Origin of the sequence: Cytobacillus firmus (genome assembly GCF_023715565.1) — a bacterium.
Classification (GTDB): Bacteria; Bacillota; Bacilli; order Bacillales; family Cytobacillaceae; genus Cytobacillus; species Cytobacillus firmus_C.
This window is the reverse complement of sequence record NZ_JAMBOJ010000036.1, coordinates 26,781-47,324: the sequence shown is the minus strand read 5'-3', so window position 1 is coordinate 47,324 and position 20,544 is coordinate 26,781. Positions and strand designations below refer to the sequence as shown.

Annotated in this window: 23 protein-coding genes, 2 pseudogenes, 1 riboswitch and 1 other annotated feature; of the genes and pseudogenes, 7 read left to right on the top strand and 18 right to left on the bottom strand. The window is 40.4% G+C overall.

Going from position 1 to position 20,544, the window contains the following annotated elements; all coding sequences use genetic code 11:
- From M3205_RS15355 to M3205_RS15345, 3 genes are all read right to left on the bottom strand, one after another.
- Positions 1-182, bottom strand: a 182-nt coding sequence (locus M3205_RS15355; protein WP_251170728.1) for a transposase, incomplete at its 3' end; no start/stop codon positions are given.
- 243 nt (positions 183-425) lie between these two features.
- The gene (locus tag M3205_RS15350; protein WP_251170727.1) at positions 426-1,688 is read right to left on the bottom strand and encodes a cation:dicarboxylate symporter family transporter; all 1,263 of its coding nucleotides are present in this window, start codon (positions 1,686-1,688) and stop codon (positions 426-428) included.
- A 112-nt stretch (positions 1,689-1,800) separates the two neighbouring features.
- A riboswitch (cyclic di-AMP (ydaO/yuaA leader) is annotated at positions 1,801-1,952 on the bottom strand.
- Between the two features lie 153 nt (positions 1,953-2,105).
- Positions 2,106-2,522 carry a DUF2500 domain-containing protein gene (locus tag M3205_RS15345; RefSeq protein ID WP_251170726.1) on the bottom strand — a complete coding sequence of 139 codons (417 nt, stop codon included), beginning with the start codon at positions 2,520-2,522 and terminating at the stop codon, positions 2,106-2,108.
- Between the two features lie 45 nt (positions 2,523-2,567).
- On the opposite strand from M3205_RS15345, the gene M3205_RS15340 reads away from it, so the two are divergent.
- Positions 2,568-2,717, top strand: coding sequence for a hypothetical protein (locus tag M3205_RS15340; RefSeq protein WP_251170725.1), 150 nt, complete (start codon positions 2,568-2,570; stop codon positions 2,715-2,717).
- A gap of 77 nt (positions 2,718-2,794) precedes the next feature.
- On the opposite strand, the gene M3205_RS15335 is transcribed toward M3205_RS15340, so the two are convergent.
- From M3205_RS15335 to M3205_RS15325, 3 genes are all read right to left on the bottom strand, one after another.
- Positions 2,795-3,748, bottom strand: a complete 954-nt coding sequence (locus M3205_RS15335; protein ID WP_251170724.1) for an NAD(P)H-dependent flavin oxidoreductase — start codon at positions 3,746-3,748, stop codon at positions 2,795-2,797.
- 278 nt (positions 3,749-4,026) lie between these two features.
- A complete protein-coding gene (locus M3205_RS15330) occupies positions 4,027-4,992 on the bottom strand; it encodes a quinone oxidoreductase family protein (RefSeq protein WP_251170723.1) in 966 nt (321 codons plus the stop codon).
- Between the two features lie 325 nt (positions 4,993-5,317).
- The gene (locus M3205_RS15325; protein WP_251170722.1) at positions 5,318-5,656 is read right to left on the bottom strand and encodes a hypothetical protein; all 339 of its coding nucleotides are present in this window, start codon (positions 5,654-5,656) and stop codon (positions 5,318-5,320) included.
- Positions 5,657-5,727: 71 nt separating this feature from the next.
- On the opposite strand from M3205_RS15325, the gene M3205_RS15320 reads away from it, so the two are divergent.
- Complete coding sequence (locus M3205_RS15320; RefSeq protein ID WP_251170721.1) at positions 5,728-5,958, top strand: hypothetical protein; 231 nt, start codon at positions 5,728-5,730, stop codon at positions 5,956-5,958.
- Positions 5,959-5,968: 10 nt separating this feature from the next.
- Here M3205_RS15320 and M3205_RS15315 read toward each other — a convergent pair whose 3' ends face one another.
- From M3205_RS15315 to M3205_RS15295, 5 genes and pseudogenes are all read right to left on the bottom strand, one after another.
- On the bottom strand, positions 5,969-6,604 hold the full coding sequence (locus tag M3205_RS15315) for a lysozyme inhibitor LprI family protein (protein WP_251170720.1): 636 nt from the start codon (positions 6,602-6,604) through the stop codon (positions 5,969-5,971).
- Between the two features lie 133 nt (positions 6,605-6,737).
- Positions 6,738-7,185: pseudogene (locus tag M3205_RS15310) on the bottom strand (NUDIX hydrolase).
- Between the two features lie 475 nt (positions 7,186-7,660).
- Positions 7,661-8,218 (bottom strand): cysteine hydrolase family protein, encoded by a 558-nt coding sequence (locus M3205_RS15305; protein ID WP_251170719.1) that lies wholly within the window; start codon positions 8,216-8,218, stop codon positions 7,661-7,663.
- Positions 8,219-8,462: 244 nt separating this feature from the next.
- A complete protein-coding gene (gene proS, locus M3205_RS15300; protein WP_251170718.1) occupies positions 8,463-9,899 on the bottom strand; it encodes a proline--tRNA ligase in 1,437 nt (478 codons plus the stop codon).
- Between the two features lie 53 nt (positions 9,900-9,952).
- Positions 9,953-10,167, bottom strand: a binding site (T-box leader).
- Positions 10,168-10,245: 78 nt separating this feature from the next.
- A pseudogene (locus M3205_RS15295) lies at positions 10,246-10,419 on the bottom strand (efflux RND transporter permease subunit); the annotation flags it as partial.
- 211 nt (positions 10,420-10,630) lie between these two features.
- Here M3205_RS15295 and M3205_RS15290 point away from each other — a divergent pair.
- Both M3205_RS15290 and M3205_RS15285 read left to right on the top strand, forming a co-directional pair.
- Positions 10,631-11,047 (top strand): DUF1284 domain-containing protein, encoded by a 417-nt coding sequence (locus M3205_RS15290; protein ID WP_251170717.1) that lies wholly within the window; start codon positions 10,631-10,633, stop codon positions 11,045-11,047.
- 120 nt (positions 11,048-11,167) lie between these two features.
- On the top strand, positions 11,168-11,635 hold the full coding sequence (locus M3205_RS15285) for a DUF3291 domain-containing protein (RefSeq protein WP_251170716.1): 468 nt from the start codon (positions 11,168-11,170) through the stop codon (positions 11,633-11,635).
- A 13-nt stretch (positions 11,636-11,648) separates the two neighbouring features.
- Here the strand turns inward: M3205_RS15285 and M3205_RS15280 are convergent, their stop codons facing one another.
- Together M3205_RS15280 and M3205_RS15275 are read right to left on the bottom strand one after the other, a co-directional pair.
- A complete protein-coding gene (locus M3205_RS15280) occupies positions 11,649-11,849 on the bottom strand; it encodes a hypothetical protein (RefSeq protein ID WP_251170715.1) in 201 nt (66 codons plus the stop codon).
- Positions 11,850-11,967: 118 nt separating this feature from the next.
- Entirely contained in the window at positions 11,968-12,576 is a 609-nt protein-coding gene (locus tag M3205_RS15275; RefSeq protein ID WP_251170714.1) for a flavin reductase, read from the bottom strand.
- A 93-nt stretch (positions 12,577-12,669) separates the two neighbouring features.
- On the opposite strand from M3205_RS15275, the gene M3205_RS15270 reads away from it, so the two are divergent.
- Positions 12,670-13,365, top strand: coding sequence for an ArsR/SmtB family transcription factor (locus M3205_RS15270; protein ID WP_251170713.1), 696 nt, complete (start codon positions 12,670-12,672; stop codon positions 13,363-13,365).
- Between the two features lie 75 nt (positions 13,366-13,440).
- On the opposite strand, the gene M3205_RS25655 is transcribed toward M3205_RS15270, so the two are convergent.
- On the bottom strand, positions 13,441-13,566 hold the full coding sequence (locus M3205_RS25655) for a hypothetical protein (protein WP_285886430.1): 126 nt from the start codon (positions 13,564-13,566) through the stop codon (positions 13,441-13,443).
- 187 nt (positions 13,567-13,753) lie between these two features.
- A complete protein-coding gene (locus tag M3205_RS15265) occupies positions 13,754-14,152 on the bottom strand; it encodes a cytidine deaminase (protein WP_251170712.1) in 399 nt (132 codons plus the stop codon).
- 844 nt (positions 14,153-14,996) lie between these two features.
- Here M3205_RS15265 and M3205_RS15260 point away from each other — a divergent pair.
- A complete protein-coding gene (locus tag M3205_RS15260; protein ID WP_251170711.1) occupies positions 14,997-17,156 on the top strand; it encodes a YhgE/Pip domain-containing protein in 2,160 nt (719 codons plus the stop codon).
- Between the two features lie 178 nt (positions 17,157-17,334).
- Here M3205_RS15260 and M3205_RS15255 read toward each other — a convergent pair whose 3' ends face one another.
- Positions 17,335-17,478: a hypothetical protein gene (locus M3205_RS15255; RefSeq protein ID WP_251170710.1), complete on the bottom strand. Its 144-nt coding sequence runs from the start codon at positions 17,476-17,478 to the stop codon at positions 17,335-17,337.
- 82 nt (positions 17,479-17,560) lie between these two features.
- Here M3205_RS15255 and M3205_RS15250 point away from each other — a divergent pair, with 82 nt between their 5' ends.
- Complete coding sequence (locus tag M3205_RS15250) at positions 17,561-17,923, top strand: cyclic-phosphate processing receiver domain-containing protein (protein ID WP_251170709.1); 363 nt, start codon at positions 17,561-17,563, stop codon at positions 17,921-17,923.
- Between the two features lie 159 nt (positions 17,924-18,082).
- Here M3205_RS15250 and M3205_RS15245 read toward each other — a convergent pair whose 3' ends face one another.
- Together M3205_RS15245 and M3205_RS15240 are read right to left on the bottom strand one after the other, a co-directional pair.
- Positions 18,083-19,264 carry a M20 family metallopeptidase gene (locus M3205_RS15245; RefSeq protein ID WP_251170708.1) on the bottom strand — a complete coding sequence of 394 codons (1,182 nt, stop codon included), beginning with the start codon at positions 19,262-19,264 and terminating at the stop codon, positions 18,083-18,085.
- 3 nt (positions 19,265-19,267) lie between these two features.
- On the bottom strand, positions 19,268-20,530 hold the full coding sequence (locus tag M3205_RS15240; protein WP_251170707.1) for a Zn-dependent hydrolase: 1,263 nt from the start codon (positions 20,528-20,530) through the stop codon (positions 19,268-19,270).
- Positions 20,531-20,544 lie beyond the last annotated feature (14 nt).

The following is a 20,544-nucleotide window of genomic DNA, read 5'->3' as shown; positions in this document are numbered from 1 at the left end:
CGGTAATCATGACGGCTAGCTGTTCGCTCATAAGGATATGTATTCAGATGATGATCACGTTCTTTTTCCATGAACTCATTTAATACCAGGACAATAGAAGCCTTTATCACTGAGTCGATGTTTGAATCCATGACGGATTCTTTTAAATTGTCAAGATTTAGGTTGAACTGTAATTGAGTCATAATTAATTCCTCCAACTTGTTTTTCGTAGCTGATAACATTGTTGACCAAAGGAATTAATTTGACTCATTTTCTTTTTACACAATTATATGGGCTTGACCAACATTTTCACCTTCCTGTGTCAGAACCGGAGCCAACTTCTGACTTAAACCAAACCTTTTCACCTTCCTGTGTCGGAACCCAACTATCTGGCTACACAAAAAAACACTAACAAACGAATACATTTGTTAGTGTTTCCCATTCTACTATGACGCTTGTTGTTCATATCTTTCTTCTGCTGGAGGGTTGAATTGCCCTTCCCATTTCGCAATAACAATTGCCGCCAGTGAGTTCCCCACCACGTTAACTGCTGTACGTCCCATGTCAAGGATACGGTCGATGCCGGCAATAAAGGCAAGTCCTTCTGCAGGCAATCCAATGGTGCTGAATGTCGCCAGCAGCACAACAAAAGATACGCCCGGTACGCCAGCCATTCCTTTCGATGTAACCATCAACACTAACATTAGCGTAATTTGCTGTCCGATGCTCAATTCAATCCCAAACATCTGGGCAATAAATAAAGAGGCAATCGCCTGATATAAAACAGATCCGTCCAGGTTAAAAGAGTAACCTGTCGGAATAACGAATGAAGCAATATGTTTCGGACTTCCCGCTTTCTCCATTTTGTCCATAATTCTAGGAAGAACTGTCTCCGAGCTTGCTGTTGAAAAGGCCAAAATTAATTCCTCTTTGATCATCTTCAATAATTTAAAGATACTGAACCCGACAATTTTTGCCATGATTCCCAGAATAACAAGAACAAAGAAAATCATGGATCCATATACAGTAAGCGCCAGCTTGCCTAATGGAATCAATGAGGCGAAACCATACTTGGAAATCGTAACACCAATTAAAGCAAACACCCCGATCGGCGCGTATTTCATAAACAGGTTCGTTACATAGAACATCGCCTTGGCCGTACCTTCGAAAAATCTAAGAACCGGTTTTCCTACATCTCCGATTGCTGCGATTCCGAGTCCAAATACAACAGCAAAGAAGATAATGGCCAGCATATCTCCTTCAACCATGGCTTGTACCGGATTAGTAGGCACAATATGTAAGAACGTATCAGCTACCGACTTGCCTTCCTGTTCTTTATTAGTTTCGACATAATTTGAAATGTCACTTTGCTGCAGGCTGTCCATATTCAGGCCGGAACCTGGCTGAAAAACATTCCCGGCAACTAACCCAACCACAATGGCAACCAATGTCATGCCGATAAAATAAGCCAATGATTTACCGCCAAGCTTACCAACGGATTTTATATCTCCTACACCAGCAATAGCAACGATAATCGTGGATAATACAATAGGAACCACAATCATTTTAATTAAACGGATGAACACATCACCAAAGGGCTGTAAGAGACTTTGCGCTGATTCATTACCGTAAAAAATTCCGCCAACCACAATACCCAAAACAAGGCCAATAAAAATTTGAGTGGCTAAACTTATTTTAATTCTTTTCATAAATTACCCTACCTTCTTGTTTAGTTTTAACGTGCTGCTCAGGCAAGGGAAACAAAGCTGTCTCAAAAAAAAGAAAATCGACAATTGTCAATTCACTCTGATTCATATTCTCTTATGTTTCCTTAAACGCTGACGAGGTTAGCTTTCGGGTTAGGACTATGGAAACGTTAAGCCCTTCCATTTCACTGGATTCACCCCGTGCGGAAACTCCGCCGTAAATAATGGGTCCCCCGTTCTTAAAATAAGATTAAGCATAGAACACTAAATCATTATATTATCCCAAGATAATTTTTGTAAATAGTTAAGTATTCCCGGTATAAAGTGAACCTTCAATCAGTGTGGGGGGGGTTCATTATCCCCATTGATGTTAGTATCCTAAAAAGCAACTGATTTACCAATATGCTCCACCAATTCTGCTTAAGCATCCCCTCTATTTACCTTATTCCTCTCAAAACCTAAAAACCGGGTCCCCTGAAAGTTTAATATTCCAATATCACCTTCTGAAAGCAAACCATACTTATCCCCAGAAATATGGAACTCCAAACGATCGCCGCTTTCGAACTCGAAAGTAACCCAATACCTTGTGTGGGTACTTGAAGAATGGTGGTGATGGTTATCATGATGATGAATATTTGAGCTTCTGGAAACATCTGCTCGTTTTGAAGAAACAATAGCCGGAACTTTTAGATTTGGTAACTGCTCATTTTTTCTCCACTGTCCAATCCCTTTAAAAATGGAAAATATAAAACCGCCAATGACAATAATGAAAATAATGCCAACAAAAATGGGAACAACTTGAAACATAACATCTCCCACAAAAAATGGATCAGACATACAACATCCCGCCTTATAATCTTTTTATCTTATACGAACAAAGATATGCAAGAGTTTCATAAAGTTGATGCTTCCAAAATTGACTATGAAATAGAAATGGTTAGAAGAATATTATGCAAAATGAATGGCTGGAATGAAAAGGATCACGAATTGCGCGGGCAAACAATCATCGCTTGTCCCAAACAAATTGGTTAACATATGCTCCAAGTCCAGCGAAACATAAACCAAATTAAAAAGACAGTCTCGTCCAGGGACAAAACTGCCTTATAAAATTATACACAAGCTTCATATTCCCTTTTGATGTTATGAATAATCGTCTGAACAGGCAGAATCTCGTTAATTTCATGGACTCTTGCCCCCGCAAATACGAGACCATTCTCGCAGTCCCCCTCCATGGATGTGAACAGGGAATCCAATGTGCAAAATCGGTAGGAGCAGTTTTTCAGGCAATCGATGCATTTCTTTATTTTTACCTTTTTATTGTCAGAAATTTGTTCAGTAAAGTTATTCTTAATGGCACGGCCTTCCAATCCTACGGTGGTTTTCACCATAACGATATCTTCCTGTTTGGCATGAACGTATTTTTCTTTGAAGGATAATGGTGCATCACATTCATGACTTGCGACAAACCTTGTTCCCATCTGAACACCGGAAGCGCCTACGCGAACGGCATGCGCGATATCTTCTCCTGTCAAGATTCCCCCAGCTGCAATGACAGGGATTTTAACAGCTTCCACTACTTCCGGTAAAATATCGAATAAGGGCCTTTCGGTGCCTAAATGTCCTCCTGCCTCATTGCCTTCAACGACAACAGCAGAAGCACCCAGCCTTTCTGACATTTTGGCCAGCCTTGCAGATGACACAATTGAAATGACCGGTGTGCCAGATTCTTTGCCCCAATTGTACATATCCCTTGATATTCCGGCACCTGAAATAATGAAATCCACCTTTTCCTCAATGGCAGCCTTCATCTTTTCAGCGAAATCATTCATGGCAAATAGAACATTCACCCCAATATAGCCCTTACCCTTGATAGATGCCCTGGCCTTTCGTATATGCTGCCTTAACTCTTCTATGCTAATGCCTGTTCCTGAAATAATGCCAATCCCGCCTGCATTCGCAACAGCGGATGCCAGTCCGCTTAACGAAATCCCTACGCCCATCCCACCTTGTATAATGGGTAACTCGGGGGTCATATGACCGATTTTTAATTGTGGAAATTTCAAAAGAACTACCCCATTTCATCGCCAATTTATTTCTTCTCCATTATTGTGCGAATGGGGTTAATTGAATAGTGACAAACATAATACCTGGTACTAAAATCAGGTGGTATTTTCCTGGTATTCACAGAATGTTCAAGAATTGCTATTCGTTGAGACTTATCGAATATCGGCAAGAACTCCCTGCGGACTAGCTATTAAAATAAATAAAAGAAAAACCAATGGTCTTCTTTTATTTATTTTTATGGAAGTTGAACCATTAAAATAATATGAACTTTTATTCTTTAAACTTTGATTAAAATTTTACCTTCATAATTACGGCTTTCAATTAATTTGTGAGCAAGTTTCACATCATGCAAATTGAAGATTTGAGCAATAGGAAGGGTCAATTGTTTAGAAGCAAACAGCTCTAAAATTTTTTCAGCGACAGGTGCCAATCGCTCTGGACAATGTTTTCTCGTCGTCCCTAAGCTAAAACCTTTAATGTTTCTGCAACTACTATGGACATCGCTTGTTTTAAATGTACCAGGTTTCCCACCACTATTGCCAAATTGAACAAGTGTTCCATACAGCCCTAAACATTCAAAGCTCTTACTTGATACATCGCCAGCAACCGAATCAAAGATAATATTAGCTCCAAAGTTATGGGTTTCCTTTAATACCTTATCAACAAATGTATCGTAAGTACAAACGATATCAGCCCCTAATGTTTTCACATAATTTTCTTTAGCTAAATTACCCACAGTTCCTATAATCTTTTGAACACCAGCTAATTTTGCTAATTGTACAAGCGTTGAGCCTACACCACCTGCTGCACTATGTATCACAATCGTATCAGTTTCTTTGACTTGACCGATATCGTGTAGAAGCATATAGGATAAAATAGCAACGGTGGGCATTGATGCGGCTTGTTCAAATGGTAGACTATCTGGAATTTTAAATACTAGTTGCTCATTTGCTACAACATACTCTGCATAGGAACCAGACTTCGGGAAGGCTATAACCCGTTCTCCCTTTGAAAATTTAGATGCAGGAGATACTTCTTCAATTGTCCCCGAAACATCCAATCCAAGCGTTAAAGGAAAACTACCTTTTCCTTTATTTCCTTTACGTTTTTTTATATCTGCATAATTAACACTTGTATAAGCCACTTTTATCAAAACTTCATTTTCACCTATTGTAGGTAAATCAACATCTGAGTAAGTAAGGACACTAGCATCACCAAATTCATTTTGAATTATAGCTTTCATTTCTTTCCCCTATCCAAATCGTTATTAGAATTTCAAATTTCCACCTGCAAAAATTAAGTTCATTTAATTGAAGGTTATAAGTTTATTCAATCTATTGTTAGTTGCCGGTTGTTCCATCCCTGCTTATGAAAACATTAGCCTGAGTACGCTATGCTTTCCGTTTATTCTTCCGCCAACTTTCACTTATAAAGCCTTTTGATTAATCAAAACCGGACACTACACTTCAATAGCGGATTTGTATCTTCTCTCCTCCCCCATCCAATCACTTGCATCCCGCCATTTAACCTTTTTAGCAGCAATCCATGTAACCTCTCCATTAAGGCCATTAGGTGTCAATCAGCGGAATTTGCCAATAAAAGGTATTCTCTCTCAGCATTAGGACAGCATCATAGATAATGGAATCATCGTTTTCAGCCCTTGGCTTAAGCTGAAAATGTGTTACTTCTTCAAACAATAATTCTATTGCCGACGGGTTAAGAAACTGTCTCTGAAAAAGCATTTGTATTTTAGTATCAAGCCCGTCCCCAACCCGCATTGACCTGCTATGATCTACATAACTTTCAGTCCACATCATCAGCTCTTTTAAACAGCTATCGTGAAAATGACCATACCTATCTAAAACATCTTTGATATCGTCATTACCTTTTATTTCAACCCACTCCATATTGGCCTCCTAGAACAAACTCATAAACTTAAGAAGATTTGTCATACATTTCAAATTCCTTCTTTAACTAAATGCTACCCGGATTGGCAGCTGTGTTTGTTATTCACTTTCCTTCGTTGAAAACAAATAAAATTGCAATGATAACAGCAATAATAGAAGTGATTACAGAATATCGAAAAATAGTAAAAAAGAACTCAGGAAATGGTGTAATAATACTTGAAGTCATACCATCAACATCTGTTGTGCTTTCGATTCGCTTCATAAAGGCGACCAATAAGAAAAAGGAAAAAGGAAATGAATAGATGCTGTATCCTAATTCATATACTTCGCAACTAACAAATAACACCTTTCTCTTGTCAGACTTGCCAGAGTAGCCACATATTCCAATTGTTCCATAGAACCCCCTTTGTATTTTAGGGAAGAATCTTTAGCCGCTTCATCTCTTTGCTGGATCCATTTCCGCTGTTCTTCTCTTAGTTGGTTCATCTGATCATTTTCAAGCTGTTCTTCCAGCAACCCATAGATTTTGTTTAACTCATCATCCCACGTTCTATATCTTTCTTCCTCCTGTTTCACCATTTTTGCGGTCGTTGTCTTGGCTTCTGCGTTTCTGTCCGCTTCTTCCATTTGATTTAGCTTCTTAAGATATGTATCTTTATTGCTTTCGGGGTTTTTATTTTCATCAACTGCATCAACATCATTTGAAGCTTCAACTGAATTGTCTTTGTCATTGGACTGTGCAGTATTACTGCTGCCGTTAGATTTTTCTTCTTCCATTCCCTGTGATCCTTCAGGCTCAATTTCCGTAGTGTCGATATCTTCTTCTTGAACAGAACTGTTACCGGTTGGCTCACCGCTCGATTCCTCAGATGAGTTCCCACAAGCAGCCAATACTCCTGACATGGCTATTGATAACAGTACCGCCAAAAACCTTTTATTGTTTTTCAATGTTCTAACTCCTTTCTCTTTTTGACAAAATGTTTCTATTCATTCCTCCAAACCAATTTTATCTTTATTTATAGAAAATTATCCCAATTCGAGATTAAGGACGAAAAAAGGAGCTCCTCTTCGGAACTCCTTTCTAGATAGATTGAACATAATCCTTAATCACTCTTTGATCGGGAGGATTAATATTCGAGGGAATCTCCTGAACATGAAAAAATCGCAATCGCTCACCTCATCCTCGCCAATATTCAGTTCCCCATCAAAGTTATTGCAAATATAAGCTGCAACGACATTATATACTTCATCACCGTGAGGGTATTTATAGTAAAACTCTTCACCTGAATAAATATTAAAAAGCGAAAGATCATTCGCTGTTAACCCTGTTTCTTCAAGCATCTCTCTCTTTGCCACGTCTTCCAGTGCTTCACCGGGCTCCAGAGAACCTCCCGCCAGCTCCCAGCAATTATTATCCTCCTTAATTGTAATAAAAGCCGATTATTCTCATCCGAAATGATGACAGCTGCTCCAGTAATTACAAGAGGACGGCTTCCAACTATCTTTCTTAAATCCATTACATAACCCATAGTAATCTCCTGTTTTTAAGACTTTCTCCCTAACACTATTCGCCAATTTGGAACAGGGAGAATGGAAAAATAAAAACCGAAAAGGGAAAAGACGAGAAATTAGATATTTATCTTTTTTGCCTTAAGGATAAGTTCAGTAATTGTGGAGTAAAATTTGAAAAAAATCCTCAAAAGGTAGGATATTTTGAATTACATACAAAAGATGGCCGTGTAAAAAAGTTTGCAGTTAATACTGCAAATGAATAATCTTATACAGATACTTATATAGCTAAAACTGCTGCCTTTTAATGAGCTAACAGTGATAAAAATAGAAACGGAGAAGATTTATTTTAGGATCAGCTGCTACAAGAGCCTTAAAGGTTAAAATTATGAAGAATTTTTTTAGCTTGAAAGACCGTTATCATCTAATACTTTGGATTTTGATCATTTCTAAGTATGAAATTGGGGCTCTAATGTTAATACCAAAAATTTCAGCTTACCTATAAGAATCATGTATCGGTTGAAACAATTCTTCCGATGCTTTTCTGACAACTGCAAAATGTTCCACATTGTAATGGCCGTGAAGTGTTTCATTATGATGCTTAATAATTTGCTCAGCAGATAAAGCATCGCTGTCCGTTGTTGAATGCCCATCACCTACTAATGTAACATCCAATCCGCTAATCGTTGCCGTTCTAACAGCACTGTCTATACAATGCTGGGTTTTACAGCCCATTATAACAACATGCTTGATCTTTTGAGATTTCAGGTGATCCAGCAGTCCTGTTCCATGAAAAGAATTGGTTGCCTTTTTATCAAAGCACTTTGCTTCTGCAGGCAATTTTATATCTTCGTGAACCTGAAATCCCTTTCCTTTCCCTTCCGCAACATCCAGATCCCTAACAGCGACAACTGGAACACCTGATTGTTTTGCTTTTTCAATCACTAAATTGATATTCTCAATAAGGTGCTCTTTATTTAAAACAGCACTCTCTTCCTGGTTCCCATCAATTAACTCCTGCTGGGCATCAATAATTAATAAGGTTTGATTCAATTCACTTTCCCCTTTCAACGCCTTTAAATTTTTCTTAGAAATATTCTCCTAGTGTTTTCTCGCCAATATATTTATTAGTCATATTACCTTCCTCCTTAATACAACTTTAATTATCTAAATTTTTAGATATATATGATTATAACAGAATATCCAAAGCAAAAAAGTAAATTTCGTAAGCTTTGAAGCAATAAGAAATAGCCGCCTCAAGTAAGGCGGCCTTAACATTAATATTCCAATTCCCAGCTTAGTAAGCCCGGGCAAACCATACTGTATGCTTCGCTTCTTTTCCACAGTGGATGCATGTATCTTTCGTTGACGGCGGGTTGAACGGAATGTTTCGTGTCGTGAATTTTGTTTTTTCTTTTACACTTTCTTCACAGGCGTCATCACCGCACCATCCGGCTAAGATCCAGCCTGGGATGGCATCTTTTTGCTCAGATTGGGCAATGTGCTGTTCTAATTGCTCGATTGTATCGATATGTGTGTGCGAATGCTCTGCACGGAATGCTTTTGCTTTTTCAAATAGACGAGTCTGCATGGTTTCAAGCTCTTTTTTGATGCTTTCGATAACCGAGTCAAGCTGTACAGCCACTTTGTCCCCAAGATCACGTGCCTTCATTAAGCATTGATTTTGGTCTAAATCACGAGGACCAAGCTCTATGCGGACAGGTACGCCTTTTAGCTCCCACTCATTAAATTTATAGCCTGGTGACTGATTGGAATCATCAAGGCGTACGCGAATTCCTTCGGCCTTTAATGCAGCAAAGACTTCATCTAATTTCTCCATAATCGCAGGGTTCTTTTTCCATGGGCCTACAGGAATCAGCACCACTTGAGTTGGTGCTACTCTTGGAGGCAGCACAAGGCCTTGTTCATCACCATGAACCATGATGACAGAGCCAATCAACCGTGTCGATGTACCCCATGATGTTGTATGGACAAAAGTATGTTTATTTTCTTTGTTCAAATATTTGATATCAAAGGCTTCCGCAAACTTCGTGCCCAGGTAATGGGACGTTCCCGCCTGTACTGCTTTTCCATCCTTCATCATTGCTTCAATGCTAAACGTATCAACCGCACCTGCAAAGCGCTCGGATGGAGTTTTTTGCCCATCATAAACCGGAATCGCAAGCAAGCCTTCAACCACTTCTTTATAGATTTCAAGCATCTGCATTGTTTCCTTGCGTGCATCTTCTTCGTCCACATGTGCTGTATGGCCTTCCTGCCATAAAAATTCCGATGTGCGGATGAAAGGAAGAGTTTTCTTCTCCCAGCGGAATACATTCGCCCATTGATTGATTAAGACCGGCAGATCCCGGTAGCTTTTAATCCAATCGGAATATAAATGTCCAATCATCGTTTCAGAAGTTGGACGCAGTGCCAGGCGCTCCTCAAGCTTCTCTCCTGCCGCTTCTGTGATCCAAGGAAGCTCCGGCGAGAACCCTTCAATATGATCCTTTTCCTTTTGAAAAAAGTTCTCCGGAATCAGCATCGGAAAATAGGCATTGCGGTGGCCGGTTTCCTTAAAACGCTTATCCATCTCTGCCTGAATATGCTCCCAAATTTCATAGCCATCAGGCTTAAAGGCGATACACCCGCGAACAGGGGTGTAATCAAATAAATCTGCTTTTTGTATCGTATCCAGATACCATTTTGTAAAATTGTTGGTGTTTTGAGACATCTTCTTTTCCTCCTGAAAATATTTTTAAAACAAAAAAAGCATAAAGAGTCCTTCAAAAGGACGTCTTTATGCTGATAGACGCGGTACCACCTTAGTTCGGCTTTACAAAATCTAAAGCCCTCTAATCGTTAATAACGAAACGACCCGGTTAGCTTTTTCCTAACATCTCCGTGGCAGGTTTCAATAAGGAGGGGTGATATAGCTCTCAGCCCAGGCTATATTTTCTGTTTCACAATCCTTATTTACTTGATCACATCATTGATTACATATATATGATAATATACCAACTTGTGATGAGTAATTCAATACAGGCAGAAATAAATTCCTGACTGACCGTCCCATCCATCTATTTTCCCTCAGATCTTCTCTCTATCTTAGACGTCTTCAGGAAAAATAATTCATACACAACAGGAACAATAATTAATGTCAGCAGTGTAGATGATGTTAAACCGCCAATAACCGTTACCGCAAGGCCCTTTGAAGTAAGGGTTCCTGATGAGGTGGTCAGTGCCAGCGGGATTCATAGACAAAATCCTTTCAAGTAAGCGGAACCTATCACTTGATAAGATTATAAAAACCGGAATGAAATACGTCAACAAACAATGTGCTCACAATCATTGTTCATAAAGTCAATCAGCCAAAAATAATTTGATATGATAATATAAAAATATGTTAACCTTCTAAAAATTGAAGTTAACATTTATTTCTACTTGAAACAATGGGGGGATTTTATGTATAAGCTGCGAGGCCATCATCTCTTCTGTCTTCTGGGCTATCGGGGAATGGGCTATTCCCGGGAATACGCGGAAAATATGACGCGTATTCATCAAACCTTGAGAGACAATCCCAGGACATGGATACAGCTAGTAATAGGGCCAGATCATTTGTGTGAAAAGTATCCCAACTCAGGTGAATACCATTGTGAACACAATGATATTTACGAAAGAGATGCTGTTATTCTGGAGAAATTAGGACTTCATATCGGACAAATTCTGTACTGGCAGGACATTGAGTCAAACATCCGGAAGCATGCTCTTCCAACAGATATACAGACTGTCTGCGAAACTTGTTCCTGGCGCTCTTATGGCGTCTGCGAAGAAGGCATTCGGGATATTCTTGAAGGGCAGCGCTTACGGGAAGTAAAGTAAGCTTCTATTAGAATGCCATTCTTAAAAATGTCAGCATTCATTTATTTATCCCTCCATTAAGGCACTAGTCCATTCATTCCGGAATATAGGTATAAAAAAAGAATATATGGAGGAATGTTCGTGGCATTTGCGCCAATTTTGACAGTTGGTCAGCTAAAGTATCCAGAAGAACACCCTGCCTCAAGGGAGTTCTTTATAGCAGGAAATCAAGTTATGAGAGAGGCCGCTAAAACCGGGCAGCTTATAAAAGAATTCAATCCTAATAGAGTAAAACTCCCTGAAGAAAAAATTAAAGGCAATGGAACTCCTGTCCTTACCTTAACTGTATGGCAAGACCTGCAATCCTTATACCGGTTTACCTATTCAGGTCGCCATAGGCAAGCATTGCAGGACAGGAATAAGTGGTTTGGTCCTCTTCCGGAGAGGCAGCCTAATTATGTGGTATGGTGGACAGATAAGTTATCGGATGTTTCCTGGAAGGAAGCCTTCAAAAGATATAATACTTATATCCAGCATGGACCTGATTCCTTCGCATTTGACTTTAAGCATCCGTTCAATGAACTTGGGGAGCCGGTCTCTCTAAAATAGCTATAACAGTGAGTTACTTTTTCTTTTTATTCAATTCTATTAAATAACACATTTGCGAAATTATTAATGACAGCATTAAGACGATAATTGTTCCGAATGTGTATACCGCTTCTTCTGCCGGATCGCCTCCGACCATATATACTGAACCCAATATAATAAAGAGCAAGGCACTTGCCAGTACAGATAAGAAGAAAATACTAATATATTTTGACATGGAATCCCCCGCTATTCCGATATTTCTTCACGAGTATATTGTTTCGTTTCTTTTTGTGCTTTTCCTTTCTTTTTTAGCCCTTTAGTTTAAGAAGAGGGATTTCCCTTACTCCAGGAGATTAAGCCCTGAATGTCTTCCCAAGATGTCCGCCCAGTCCGTAATAATGTCTGAAATTATAAATAAGCGGACTCCATTCATAGGGGTTCACATGTTGATCATCCATAATGATGGATGTATGTGCATGAACTTTTAATGCCTTTGCTTCTACGATAGCAAAGCTTGGGTCATGCTCCGGCATCCTGATGTGTTCCACCCTGCTCTCAATTTGCAGGGGACATTCCAGAATTCTAAGCGGCTCCACTATTTCTGCTTCCTGCTTTGTAAGGGAGGCTGCCGAGAATTTATCCCTTTCAAAACGAAATGAATTATCCCGCTTGTATTCCGGCACTGGATTCTTGCCTGTCAGCGGTGCCAAAGCCTCTACATTCTTCCAGAGGCCGGGGCCTGGAACGTTCACCACGCACTCCGGATGATTACGAAGGTTTTCCAATGCCTTTCCCCCTTCTCCAATTCCCAGAACAATACATTCCCCTAAAGCCCATGACGAGGATAACGGGCTGATGTTGGAAGACCCATCTTCATTAAGTGTTGTTAACAAGACCACTGGTGTTCCATAGTATAAAATTTTTGGCTGAATGGGTTTAGTTCTTATTTCTTTCTTTTTCATATCTTGTTCCTCCTGAATATTTTTTCAATTATTATTGTAAGGGCTGATTATTTCAATTATCATCGAAATATGGATTACATGGAGGAATGGGATATGACAGTGAATTCTAACGTTGCAAAAGTTGCTTCTTTAATCAGTGAACCAAGTCGGGCAGCCATACTGACCGCCTTATTGGATGGCCGATTTCATACTGTAAACGAGCTCGCCCATATGGCACGGGTTAAACCGCAAACGGCCAGCTTCCACCTCAAAAAAATGCTGGATGCTCAAGTAGTGACAGCAGAAAAACAGGGAAGGCACCGGTATTATGGCATCATGAATCAAGAAGTTGCCAGAGTGATGGAATCCTTTCTATCCATTGCCCCTGCTGCAGAAATTAAATCTTTTAAACATGCCTCTGAAGATAAAGCAATCCGCTCTGCCAGAACATGCTATGATCATCTCGCTGGAAATTTAGGAGTGCAAATAACTGAATCACTAACTAAAAGAGGGTTTATCGCTGAAGAAAAGGACACATTCAGTGTTACGGAAGATGGAAAAGCATTTTTCCACTCCATGCAAATAGACCTTACCTCATTGAAGAAGAAACGCCGCTCTTTTTCCCATAAATGTCTGGACTGGAGCGAAAGACGCCATCATCTTGCAGGCGCACTGGGGAATGCAATCCTGGAGAAACTCCTGGAACGAAATTGGATCCAGCGCATCCCCAAAACCCGGGCTATCAAAATAACCCCTTCTGGATTAAAGGGACTTAAGGATACCTTTGCGATTGATATGGATAGAGAATAAAAATGGTACCCTCACTTCCCGGGTGCGGGTACCACTAGAATTCTTATTACCGTCTAATCTGCCGAACTATGATTTCTATCCAAGCCACTGAAAATTGTAAGCTAAAATTCCTAAGGTTGCCCCCACACCTGCTCCAAATCCTAACCCAAACAATGACCATACAGCTTTTCTATTCACTTGATTTTTATTTTTTACACCCAAGATCAGTACCTCCCTATAGAATGGACAGTAGCTTTCATAACAAAAAATACTGCTTTAAATTTCATGCGACTGAAAAAAAGTGTATGAATGCACCATTAAACTATTCTATGCTTAATTGGAAATTCCTTCTATAAAAACAAAAGGACAAGCTCTGAATATATCGATCAAAGCTTGTCCCCTATTTATGCTACATCTCTAAATCCGTAAATGCATAAGGCAATAAATCCTTTAATGTAAGTTCCAATATTTCTTTCTTCTCATTTGTTAAGTAGACTGGCATATCAGGCAAACAAAACTCTGCTAACACCTGCCTGCAAATGCTGCACGGCGGAAGAAAATCTGCCGTATCACCAGCTACACCTATAGCTTGAAAATCACTTTTTATGTAACCGTTAGCAATTGCAGTAAAAATAGCGGTTCGCTCGGCGCAATTTGTTGCACCTAACGAGACATTTTCCACTTTCACTCCATTAATGACAGTACCGTCTTTCAGTAATAAAGCAGCTCCAACTGGAAACTTGGAATAGGGAGCATAAGCTCTCTCCTTTATACTGCGTGCACTTTCCATCAATTTCTCTTTATTCATCTTTACCCATCCTTTACAAAGATGAATGAACTTCCCACAGTCCCCTTAGGCCAATGTGAGAATTGGCAGGAATTTCATCATATTTTTTTGAAAAGTTTGTCAATAAACTCACGCTGCAGTTTGCAGAAAAAATAAAAGCTTGATTACAAGTCTATAGTTGGTATTATTATCCTATGAAACTATCTATTGATTAAACACCATGGAGGAATGAATTTGCACTGGAGAAAATACTTTATTCTATTAATTCCAGCCCTTGTGATTTTTATAGCTTCGACCTTTATCATTCCATATAAGGAATTTTACTTAATTTATATAGTTCCCTTCCCTTTTTGGGTGATTTACTACTCTTGGGTTTATATAGAGAAGAGGAAAAAGAGGCAGTAGCTTCTTCCAGGTAACCCAAAGCCCGAATTAAATAAGAAATAAAATCGCAAGCACAAGCAGCTGATATTATAAATGCAGCAGCTCCATCCAGAATGCTTTAATATTAGACTCCATTTTCTCTTGAAAACATCTCCTATTGGCATTAAATACCAAATCTTTGTTTCCTTCGTTAACATCTCCAACTGCTATTAAAAAACTGTATTCTTAATTGTGTAATAGCATCAAATGCTGCCTTCCTGAAATACCAATCCATTTTACCCTCACCCAGTTTTTCTTCTCATCTATTCATTTCACATATAAATCCATATCCTTCACTTTTTAGCTTCGAATGTTATTGTCATGCCATTTGGTACTTAGCATTTGTATAGAGGTTGAATTGTTGTGTACACTGGGATTCTGAATATATTTAAACAATTATTCACAAAATCTATATGAAGACGAGCAGATAGGACTGAAAAGAATGTGGAAAATTTATAAGAATGATATTAGAAGTATTTTTACTAATTGGGTTGCGGCAGTATTAATTGGAGGCTTAACGCTGCTGCCTTCTTTATATGCCTGGTTTAACATTGTGGCTTCTTGGGATCCCTATAGTCAAACGGATCAGCTTCCAGTGGGAATCGTAAATGAAGATGCCGGAGCAGTGGTTCGTGATAAGAACATCCATATTGGGGATGATATCGTTAAGGAATTGAAGAAGAACGACGATATGGACTGGCACTTTGATGACCGCAAAGAAGCGATGGAAAAGGTAGAACACGGTGACTATTTTGCTGTCATCGTAATCCCGGAGAATTTTTCTCAGAAGCTGGGAACCGTCATTGAAGACAAGCCTGAAAAAGCGAAAATTGAGTATTATGTGAATGAAAAAATCAATGCCATTGCACCTAAGATTACAGATAAGGGCGCTGGCGGGATTGTCGATACGGTTACAAGCAATTTCATCTCATCCGTAAATGGCACTATTTTTGAGAAATTTAATGAATTGGGCCTGGAGATTGAAAAGGACCTTCCGGATATAAAGCGGTTCGAGGAGTATATTTTTCAAATAGAGGAAAAGCTTCCTGAAATTCATTCTTTATTAAGCAGCTCCCTTTCAGATGCAGAAAACGCTCAAAATATGATTGATAAAGCACAAGCACTCGTTCCTGATGCCAAACGTGCAACAGGCAACGGCCTGCAGACCATTAATGAAACGATGACATTCCTAAATGAGGCAGAGAATCGCCTAAATTCAATGGAACCCCAAATCCAGGAGAACCTGGAGAGTGTCCAGAATATGGCGATAAAAATAAACGATTTTGTCTCTTCGGTGCAATCCTCTGACTTGAACCTGGACCAGGGAAAGGAAATAAGCAATCAAATCAATGAGCAGATAGCGGGTTCTCTTCAGAGCCTCGAAACTATTGAATCAGCACTAAAGCAGCTGCAGGAAACCAATAAGGAACAAGAATCAAACCAAAATCAGGAGCAAATTAACAGGGCTCTGGAACAAGTCGCCTTGTTAAAACAGGAACTGCAGACGATCCAGGAAAACGGGCAAAAGGTCACTGTCTTTCTTTCAGACAAACAGCAGGAAGCAGATGAGTTCATCACCCGGCTTCAGGAACGTTCAGCTGCAACTGCAGACAGGATCGACACATTTGTGAAAGAATATAACGAAAGCATTCGGCCAGCCATCAAAAAAGAAGTGGCCAGCGCCAAGGACACATTAAACAACGCCCGGAATATCCTGACCGATATTCAATCCGCCATACCTGAGATTGAAAAAATCCTTGCTAATACGGAGGGGAACTTAGGTGAAGGAGAAAAAACGCTGAAGCACCTATTAGGAGAGTTTCCTTATGTAAACGAAAAGGTTAATCAATTAGCAGACAGGATTAGGGAAATCCAGGGTGAGACAGACATCAACGAGATCATTGAGCTGCTGCAAAATGATCCCGAGGCAGAGAAAGGTTTCTTCGAAGAACCTGTTCAGCTCAATAAAAACAGTCTATTTCCAATCCAAAATTATGGAACGGGTATGACTCCTTTCTATACCGTACTTTCGATCTGGGTAGGTGCTTTACTATTAATTTCTTTATTGGCTACAGATGTTCATCATTCTGAAGAATTTACGGAAAGACAAATCTATTTTGGCAAACTGCTCACCTTCCTTAGCATTGGGTTTGCACAGACCCTAATAGTGACTCTGGGTGATATCTTCTTGCTGGGAGTGGATGTGGCAGAACCAGTATGGTTTCTCTTGTTTGGACTGGTAAGCAGTTTAGTGTTTATATTAATTGTTTATACCTTAGTATCTGTATTTGGAGATGTAGGAAAAGCTATGGCTATTGTTTTGCTGGTGCTCCAAATTGCGGGTGCGGGCGGAACCTATCCGATTGCCCTGCTTCCTGAGTTTTTCCAAACCATTCATCCCTTCCTGCCATTCTCTTATGTAATTGACATTATGAGAGAAGCTGTAGGCGGCATAGTTTGGGAAAAAGTATACAGAGACCTCTTGGTTCTCATGATTTTTGGCATCATTGCGCTATTAGTTGGCACTTTCCTGAAGGAGCCATTGAGCAGAAAAACGAAAGCACTGATGAAGAAATCAAAGGAATCCGGTTTGTTTCATTAGAAACAGAGAGCACAATACTGTTGCAAGCTCTGAGATTTCCGCCTAGGATCATTCTAAATCGGGGAATCCTTCGGCAGCTAAACTATGGCCACACTTGTCCTTATGTTATGGGGGCGTGTGGTCGTTTTTATGTCTTTTTCATATAAACTTTTACTTTTCTATTACCAATGATAACCGACTAATTTCGCTCCAGGCTGGATAGATCCGCAAGGCAGACGTGAGCCTTCTCATAGACTTCAGCCTTAAAGTTAAGACCTCTGCTATCACTATTTTCCAATGAAGAGCCTTCCAATAAATCCCTCTCAGGTATCTTTGCATCCATATGTATGTTACAATGAAATGAGTATCACACCTTAGGGTCACCATGACTTTTCCTAGTCACCCCTTCGAAAGGGGATTAAAAAATGGAGAAAATAAGTGTCTTTCTTGATGATTATAGGCAAGCGCCGGATGGTCATGTATTAGTTGAGACCATTGATGAATGTATCGTTTTGCTTCAGACCTATGACATTGACCACTTGTCTTTAGACCATGATTTGGTAAGCAAATCAAGAAATGGTCTTATGCTTGTCCAAATGATGGTTCAAAAACAGTTATTCGCAGATCGCATAACTGTTCATTCAGCCAATTCAGGCGCCGGGAAAGCAATGTACCACTACCTAAAACAGGCACAGCGCGATTTTGAAATGCCCTCTGATATTAAAGTCCTTTTACGTCCATTACCTCTAGACTACATTCCGCCACGGTATCTGCAAAATTATTCATGATGATTTGCAGCCATCAATCAACCAATCTCCTTTGTCAAAGGAATTTTATAAATGACTTATATATAGGAAGCAGGCTCAATCGACTGCTTCCTTTTTTCGTGTCTTGTCTTCAAACAGAATAAATCCGCTCCTCTATTTCAGGGAGCGGATTGAACAGCTTTACGGCTTTTCATTAAAGTATGCCCAGGCATATTGTGCATATAGCTCTGCACCAGTTGATAAGGCGTCTTCATCAATATTAAATTTGCCGTGGTGATGTGCCCACTCTGTATCTTTCTCCGGATTGCCGCTGCCGACGAGGGCGAAGCTGCCAGGTGCCTGGTCCAGGTAAAAACTGAAATCTTCTGCCCCCATTGTGGGCTTTTCATTAAATAGCACATCTTTCCCGAAAGCTTCTGAGGCAACCTTTTGGACCAGCTGCGCACTCGATTCATCATTGATTACAGCCTGCGAACCCCGGATGTATTCCACTTCTGCTTTAGCACCGTATATAGCTGCCGTATTTTCAGCATACTGCTGCAGCTGTTTTTCAATATAATCTCTTGTTTCAGGATCAAAACAGCGCACTGTCCCTTCAATTTCTGCATTTTCAGCGATGATATTGAATCTTGTACCCACAATCATTTTCCCAATGGTTACTACTGCAGGCTGCTGGGCATCAATGGTTCTCGACACCACACTCTGCACATTCATAACAAAGGAAGAGGCGACAATAGCGGCATCAATGCAATCATGCGGCATTGCCCCATGCCCGGCTTTCCCTTTGAATGTCACTTTGAATATATCTGCTGATGCGAAGGACGGCCCGGGTGTACAGGATACTTTATGTGTCGGCATTTGCGACCAGATATGAATGCCAAAGACATTGTCCACACCCTCCATTGCACCCTGTTCCACCATCATCTTTGCCCCTTCCGCCACTTCTTCGGCTGGCTGGAACAGAAGACGGACATTCCCCGGAAGATCTTCTTTAATCTCATTTAATGCCTTGGCGGCAATCAGCAGCATGGCAGTATGAGCATCATGGCCGCATGCATGCATTTTGCCGTTTTCTGTGGATGCATAAGGAAGATCTTTATTTAATTCTTCCACCTGCAGCGCATCCATGTCTCCCCTTAAAGCTACAGTCTTTCCAGGCTTCCCTCCTGCAATTTCAGCAATGACACCGGTTGGTTCCGTTCTTCTATAATCGATGCCCAGTCCATCCAGGTACTCACAGATAAGTTGAGTGGTTTCAAATTCCTCCCATGATACTTCCGGTTTACGATGCAATGTTCTGCGCAGTTCTATTAATTCATCGCTATATGCCGCAATCATTTCTTTTAATCTGTTATGAATCATGACTTATTCCGCCTCCGTTAACTCTGCTGCTGCCTCAAAAAGAATCTGAACTGCTTCTGCAATATGCCGGGAATCTGACCATTCCTCCGGACAATGACTAAGTCCGTTTTTACTCGGAATAAACAGCATTCCTGTACTTGTGTAGTCAGCGAAAACCATGGCATCGTGTCCTGCACCGCTATTCATAAGGTATGAAGGGTATCCCAGTTTACTGCTTTTCTCTTTTAAAAGACTGACAATCTCTTTATTCATCTCTTTTGGCTGTATATATAAAGGCTGTTCAATGGTTATTTCAACACCGTTATCATGATAGGACTCGGCTAATTCCTTTACTTTCCGTATGACATTCAGGACATGCTCCTCCTTGCCAGAACGTATATCTACTGAAAAAACTGTCTGATCGGGAATTACATTCGCTCCGTTTGGATATACCTGCAATCGCCCCGTTGTCACAACCGTCCCATTTCCTTCAGCTGCTGCCAGCTCAGGAAATTGGGCGATCATCCCGGCTGCCGCAACCAACGCGTCTGACCTTCTATCCATTGGTGTGGTTCCTGCGTGACCGGCTTGTCCTTTTACGGTTACTTCCAATTGCGTTAAACCGACAATTGCTTCGACAATCCCAATTGGAATATTTTTTTCTTCTAAAATAGGACCCTGTTCAATATGCAGTTCCAGATAAGCCTTGACTGACTTCTGGTCCCTTGCTTTCGGGAGAGAAGGATCGAGCCCAATTTTCTTCATGGCTTCAATTGTGGTAATGCCATCTTTATCCTTCAATGTTTTGAAGTCTTCCTCGGTCAGCAAACCTGCCATTCCGCGTGACCCCATTAGACCGCCGCCGAATCTGGAGCCCTCCTCCTCAATAAGAGCGACAACCTCCAAAGGATATTTTGGCGCTAATCCATTTTCAGCAAAAAGCTTCGCCACTTCAAGCCCTGCCACTACTCCGGCTGGTCCATCATAGGCCCCTCCATTCGGCACGGAATCAAAGTGAGAGCCGACCAGAACACTCGGTGCATCTTTCAAGGATCCTTCAAGCTTTCCAAAAATATTGCCCAAACCATCTTCACGGACACTCAAGCCTGCTTCCTTCATTTTCTCCTTAATATACTGCCGTGCAAGCAGATCCTCCTGGCTATAAGTCAATCTGGTTGTTCCTCTGCCAGGTGTCGCTGTATATGTGCTTATGGTGTCAATATGGTTTTCAATTCGCTCCTGAACTTTATCCAGATTCACATTTTTCCCTGTTTGAACTTCACTCATTACGTTCAATCCCC

Excerpts from the sequence above, each read along its gene's own strand:
- M3205_RS15350 (WP_251170727.1), bottom strand. The coding sequence starts at position 1,688 with ATGAAAAGAATTAAAATAAGTTTAGCCACTCAAATTTTTATTGGCCTT.
- M3205_RS15345 (WP_251170726.1), bottom strand. The coding sequence starts at position 2,522 with ATGTCTGATCCATTTTTTGTGGGAGATGTTATGTTTCAAGTTGTTCCC.
- M3205_RS15340 (WP_251170725.1), top strand. The coding sequence starts at position 2,568 with ATGCAAGAGTTTCATAAAGTTGATGCTTCCAAAATTGACTATGAAATA.
- M3205_RS15330 (WP_251170723.1), bottom strand. The coding sequence starts at position 4,992 with ATGAAAGCTATAATTCAAAATGAATTTGGTGATGCTAGTGTCCTTACT.
- M3205_RS15325 (WP_251170722.1), bottom strand. The coding sequence starts at position 5,656 with ATGGAGTGGGTTGAAATAAAAGGTAATGACGATATCAAAGATGTTTTA.
- M3205_RS15320 (WP_251170721.1), top strand. The coding sequence starts at position 5,728 with ATGCTACCCGGATTGGCAGCTGTGTTTGTTATTCACTTTCCTTCGTTG.
- proS (WP_251170718.1), bottom strand. The coding sequence starts at position 9,899 with ATGTCTCAAAACACCAACAATTTTACAAAATGGTATCTGGATACGATA.
- M3205_RS15290 (WP_251170717.1), top strand. The coding sequence starts at position 10,631 with ATGTATAAGCTGCGAGGCCATCATCTCTTCTGTCTTCTGGGCTATCGG.
- M3205_RS15280 (WP_251170715.1), bottom strand. The coding sequence starts at position 11,849 with ATGTCAAAATATATTAGTATTTTCTTCTTATCTGTACTGGCAAGTGCC.
- M3205_RS15275 (WP_251170714.1), bottom strand. The coding sequence starts at position 12,576 with ATGAAAAAGAAAGAAATAAGAACTAAACCCATTCAGCCAAAAATTTTA.
- M3205_RS15270 (WP_251170713.1), top strand. The coding sequence starts at position 12,670 with ATGACAGTGAATTCTAACGTTGCAAAAGTTGCTTCTTTAATCAGTGAA.
- M3205_RS15265 (WP_251170712.1), bottom strand. The coding sequence starts at position 14,152 with ATGAATAAAGAGAAATTGATGGAAAGTGCACGCAGTATAAAGGAGAGA.
- M3205_RS15260 (WP_251170711.1), top strand. The coding sequence starts at position 14,997 with ATGTGGAAAATTTATAAGAATGATATTAGAAGTATTTTTACTAATTGG.
- M3205_RS15255 (WP_251170710.1), bottom strand. The coding sequence starts at position 17,478 with ATGGATGCAAAGATACCTGAGAGGGATTTATTGGAAGGCTCTTCATTG.
- M3205_RS15250 (WP_251170709.1), top strand. The coding sequence starts at position 17,561 with ATGGAGAAAATAAGTGTCTTTCTTGATGATTATAGGCAAGCGCCGGAT.
- M3205_RS15245 (WP_251170708.1), bottom strand. The coding sequence starts at position 19,264 with ATGATTCATAACAGATTAAAAGAAATGATTGCGGCATATAGCGATGAA.
- M3205_RS15240 (WP_251170707.1), bottom strand. The coding sequence starts at position 20,530 with ATGAGTGAAGTTCAAACAGGGAAAAATGTGAATCTGGATAAAGTTCAG.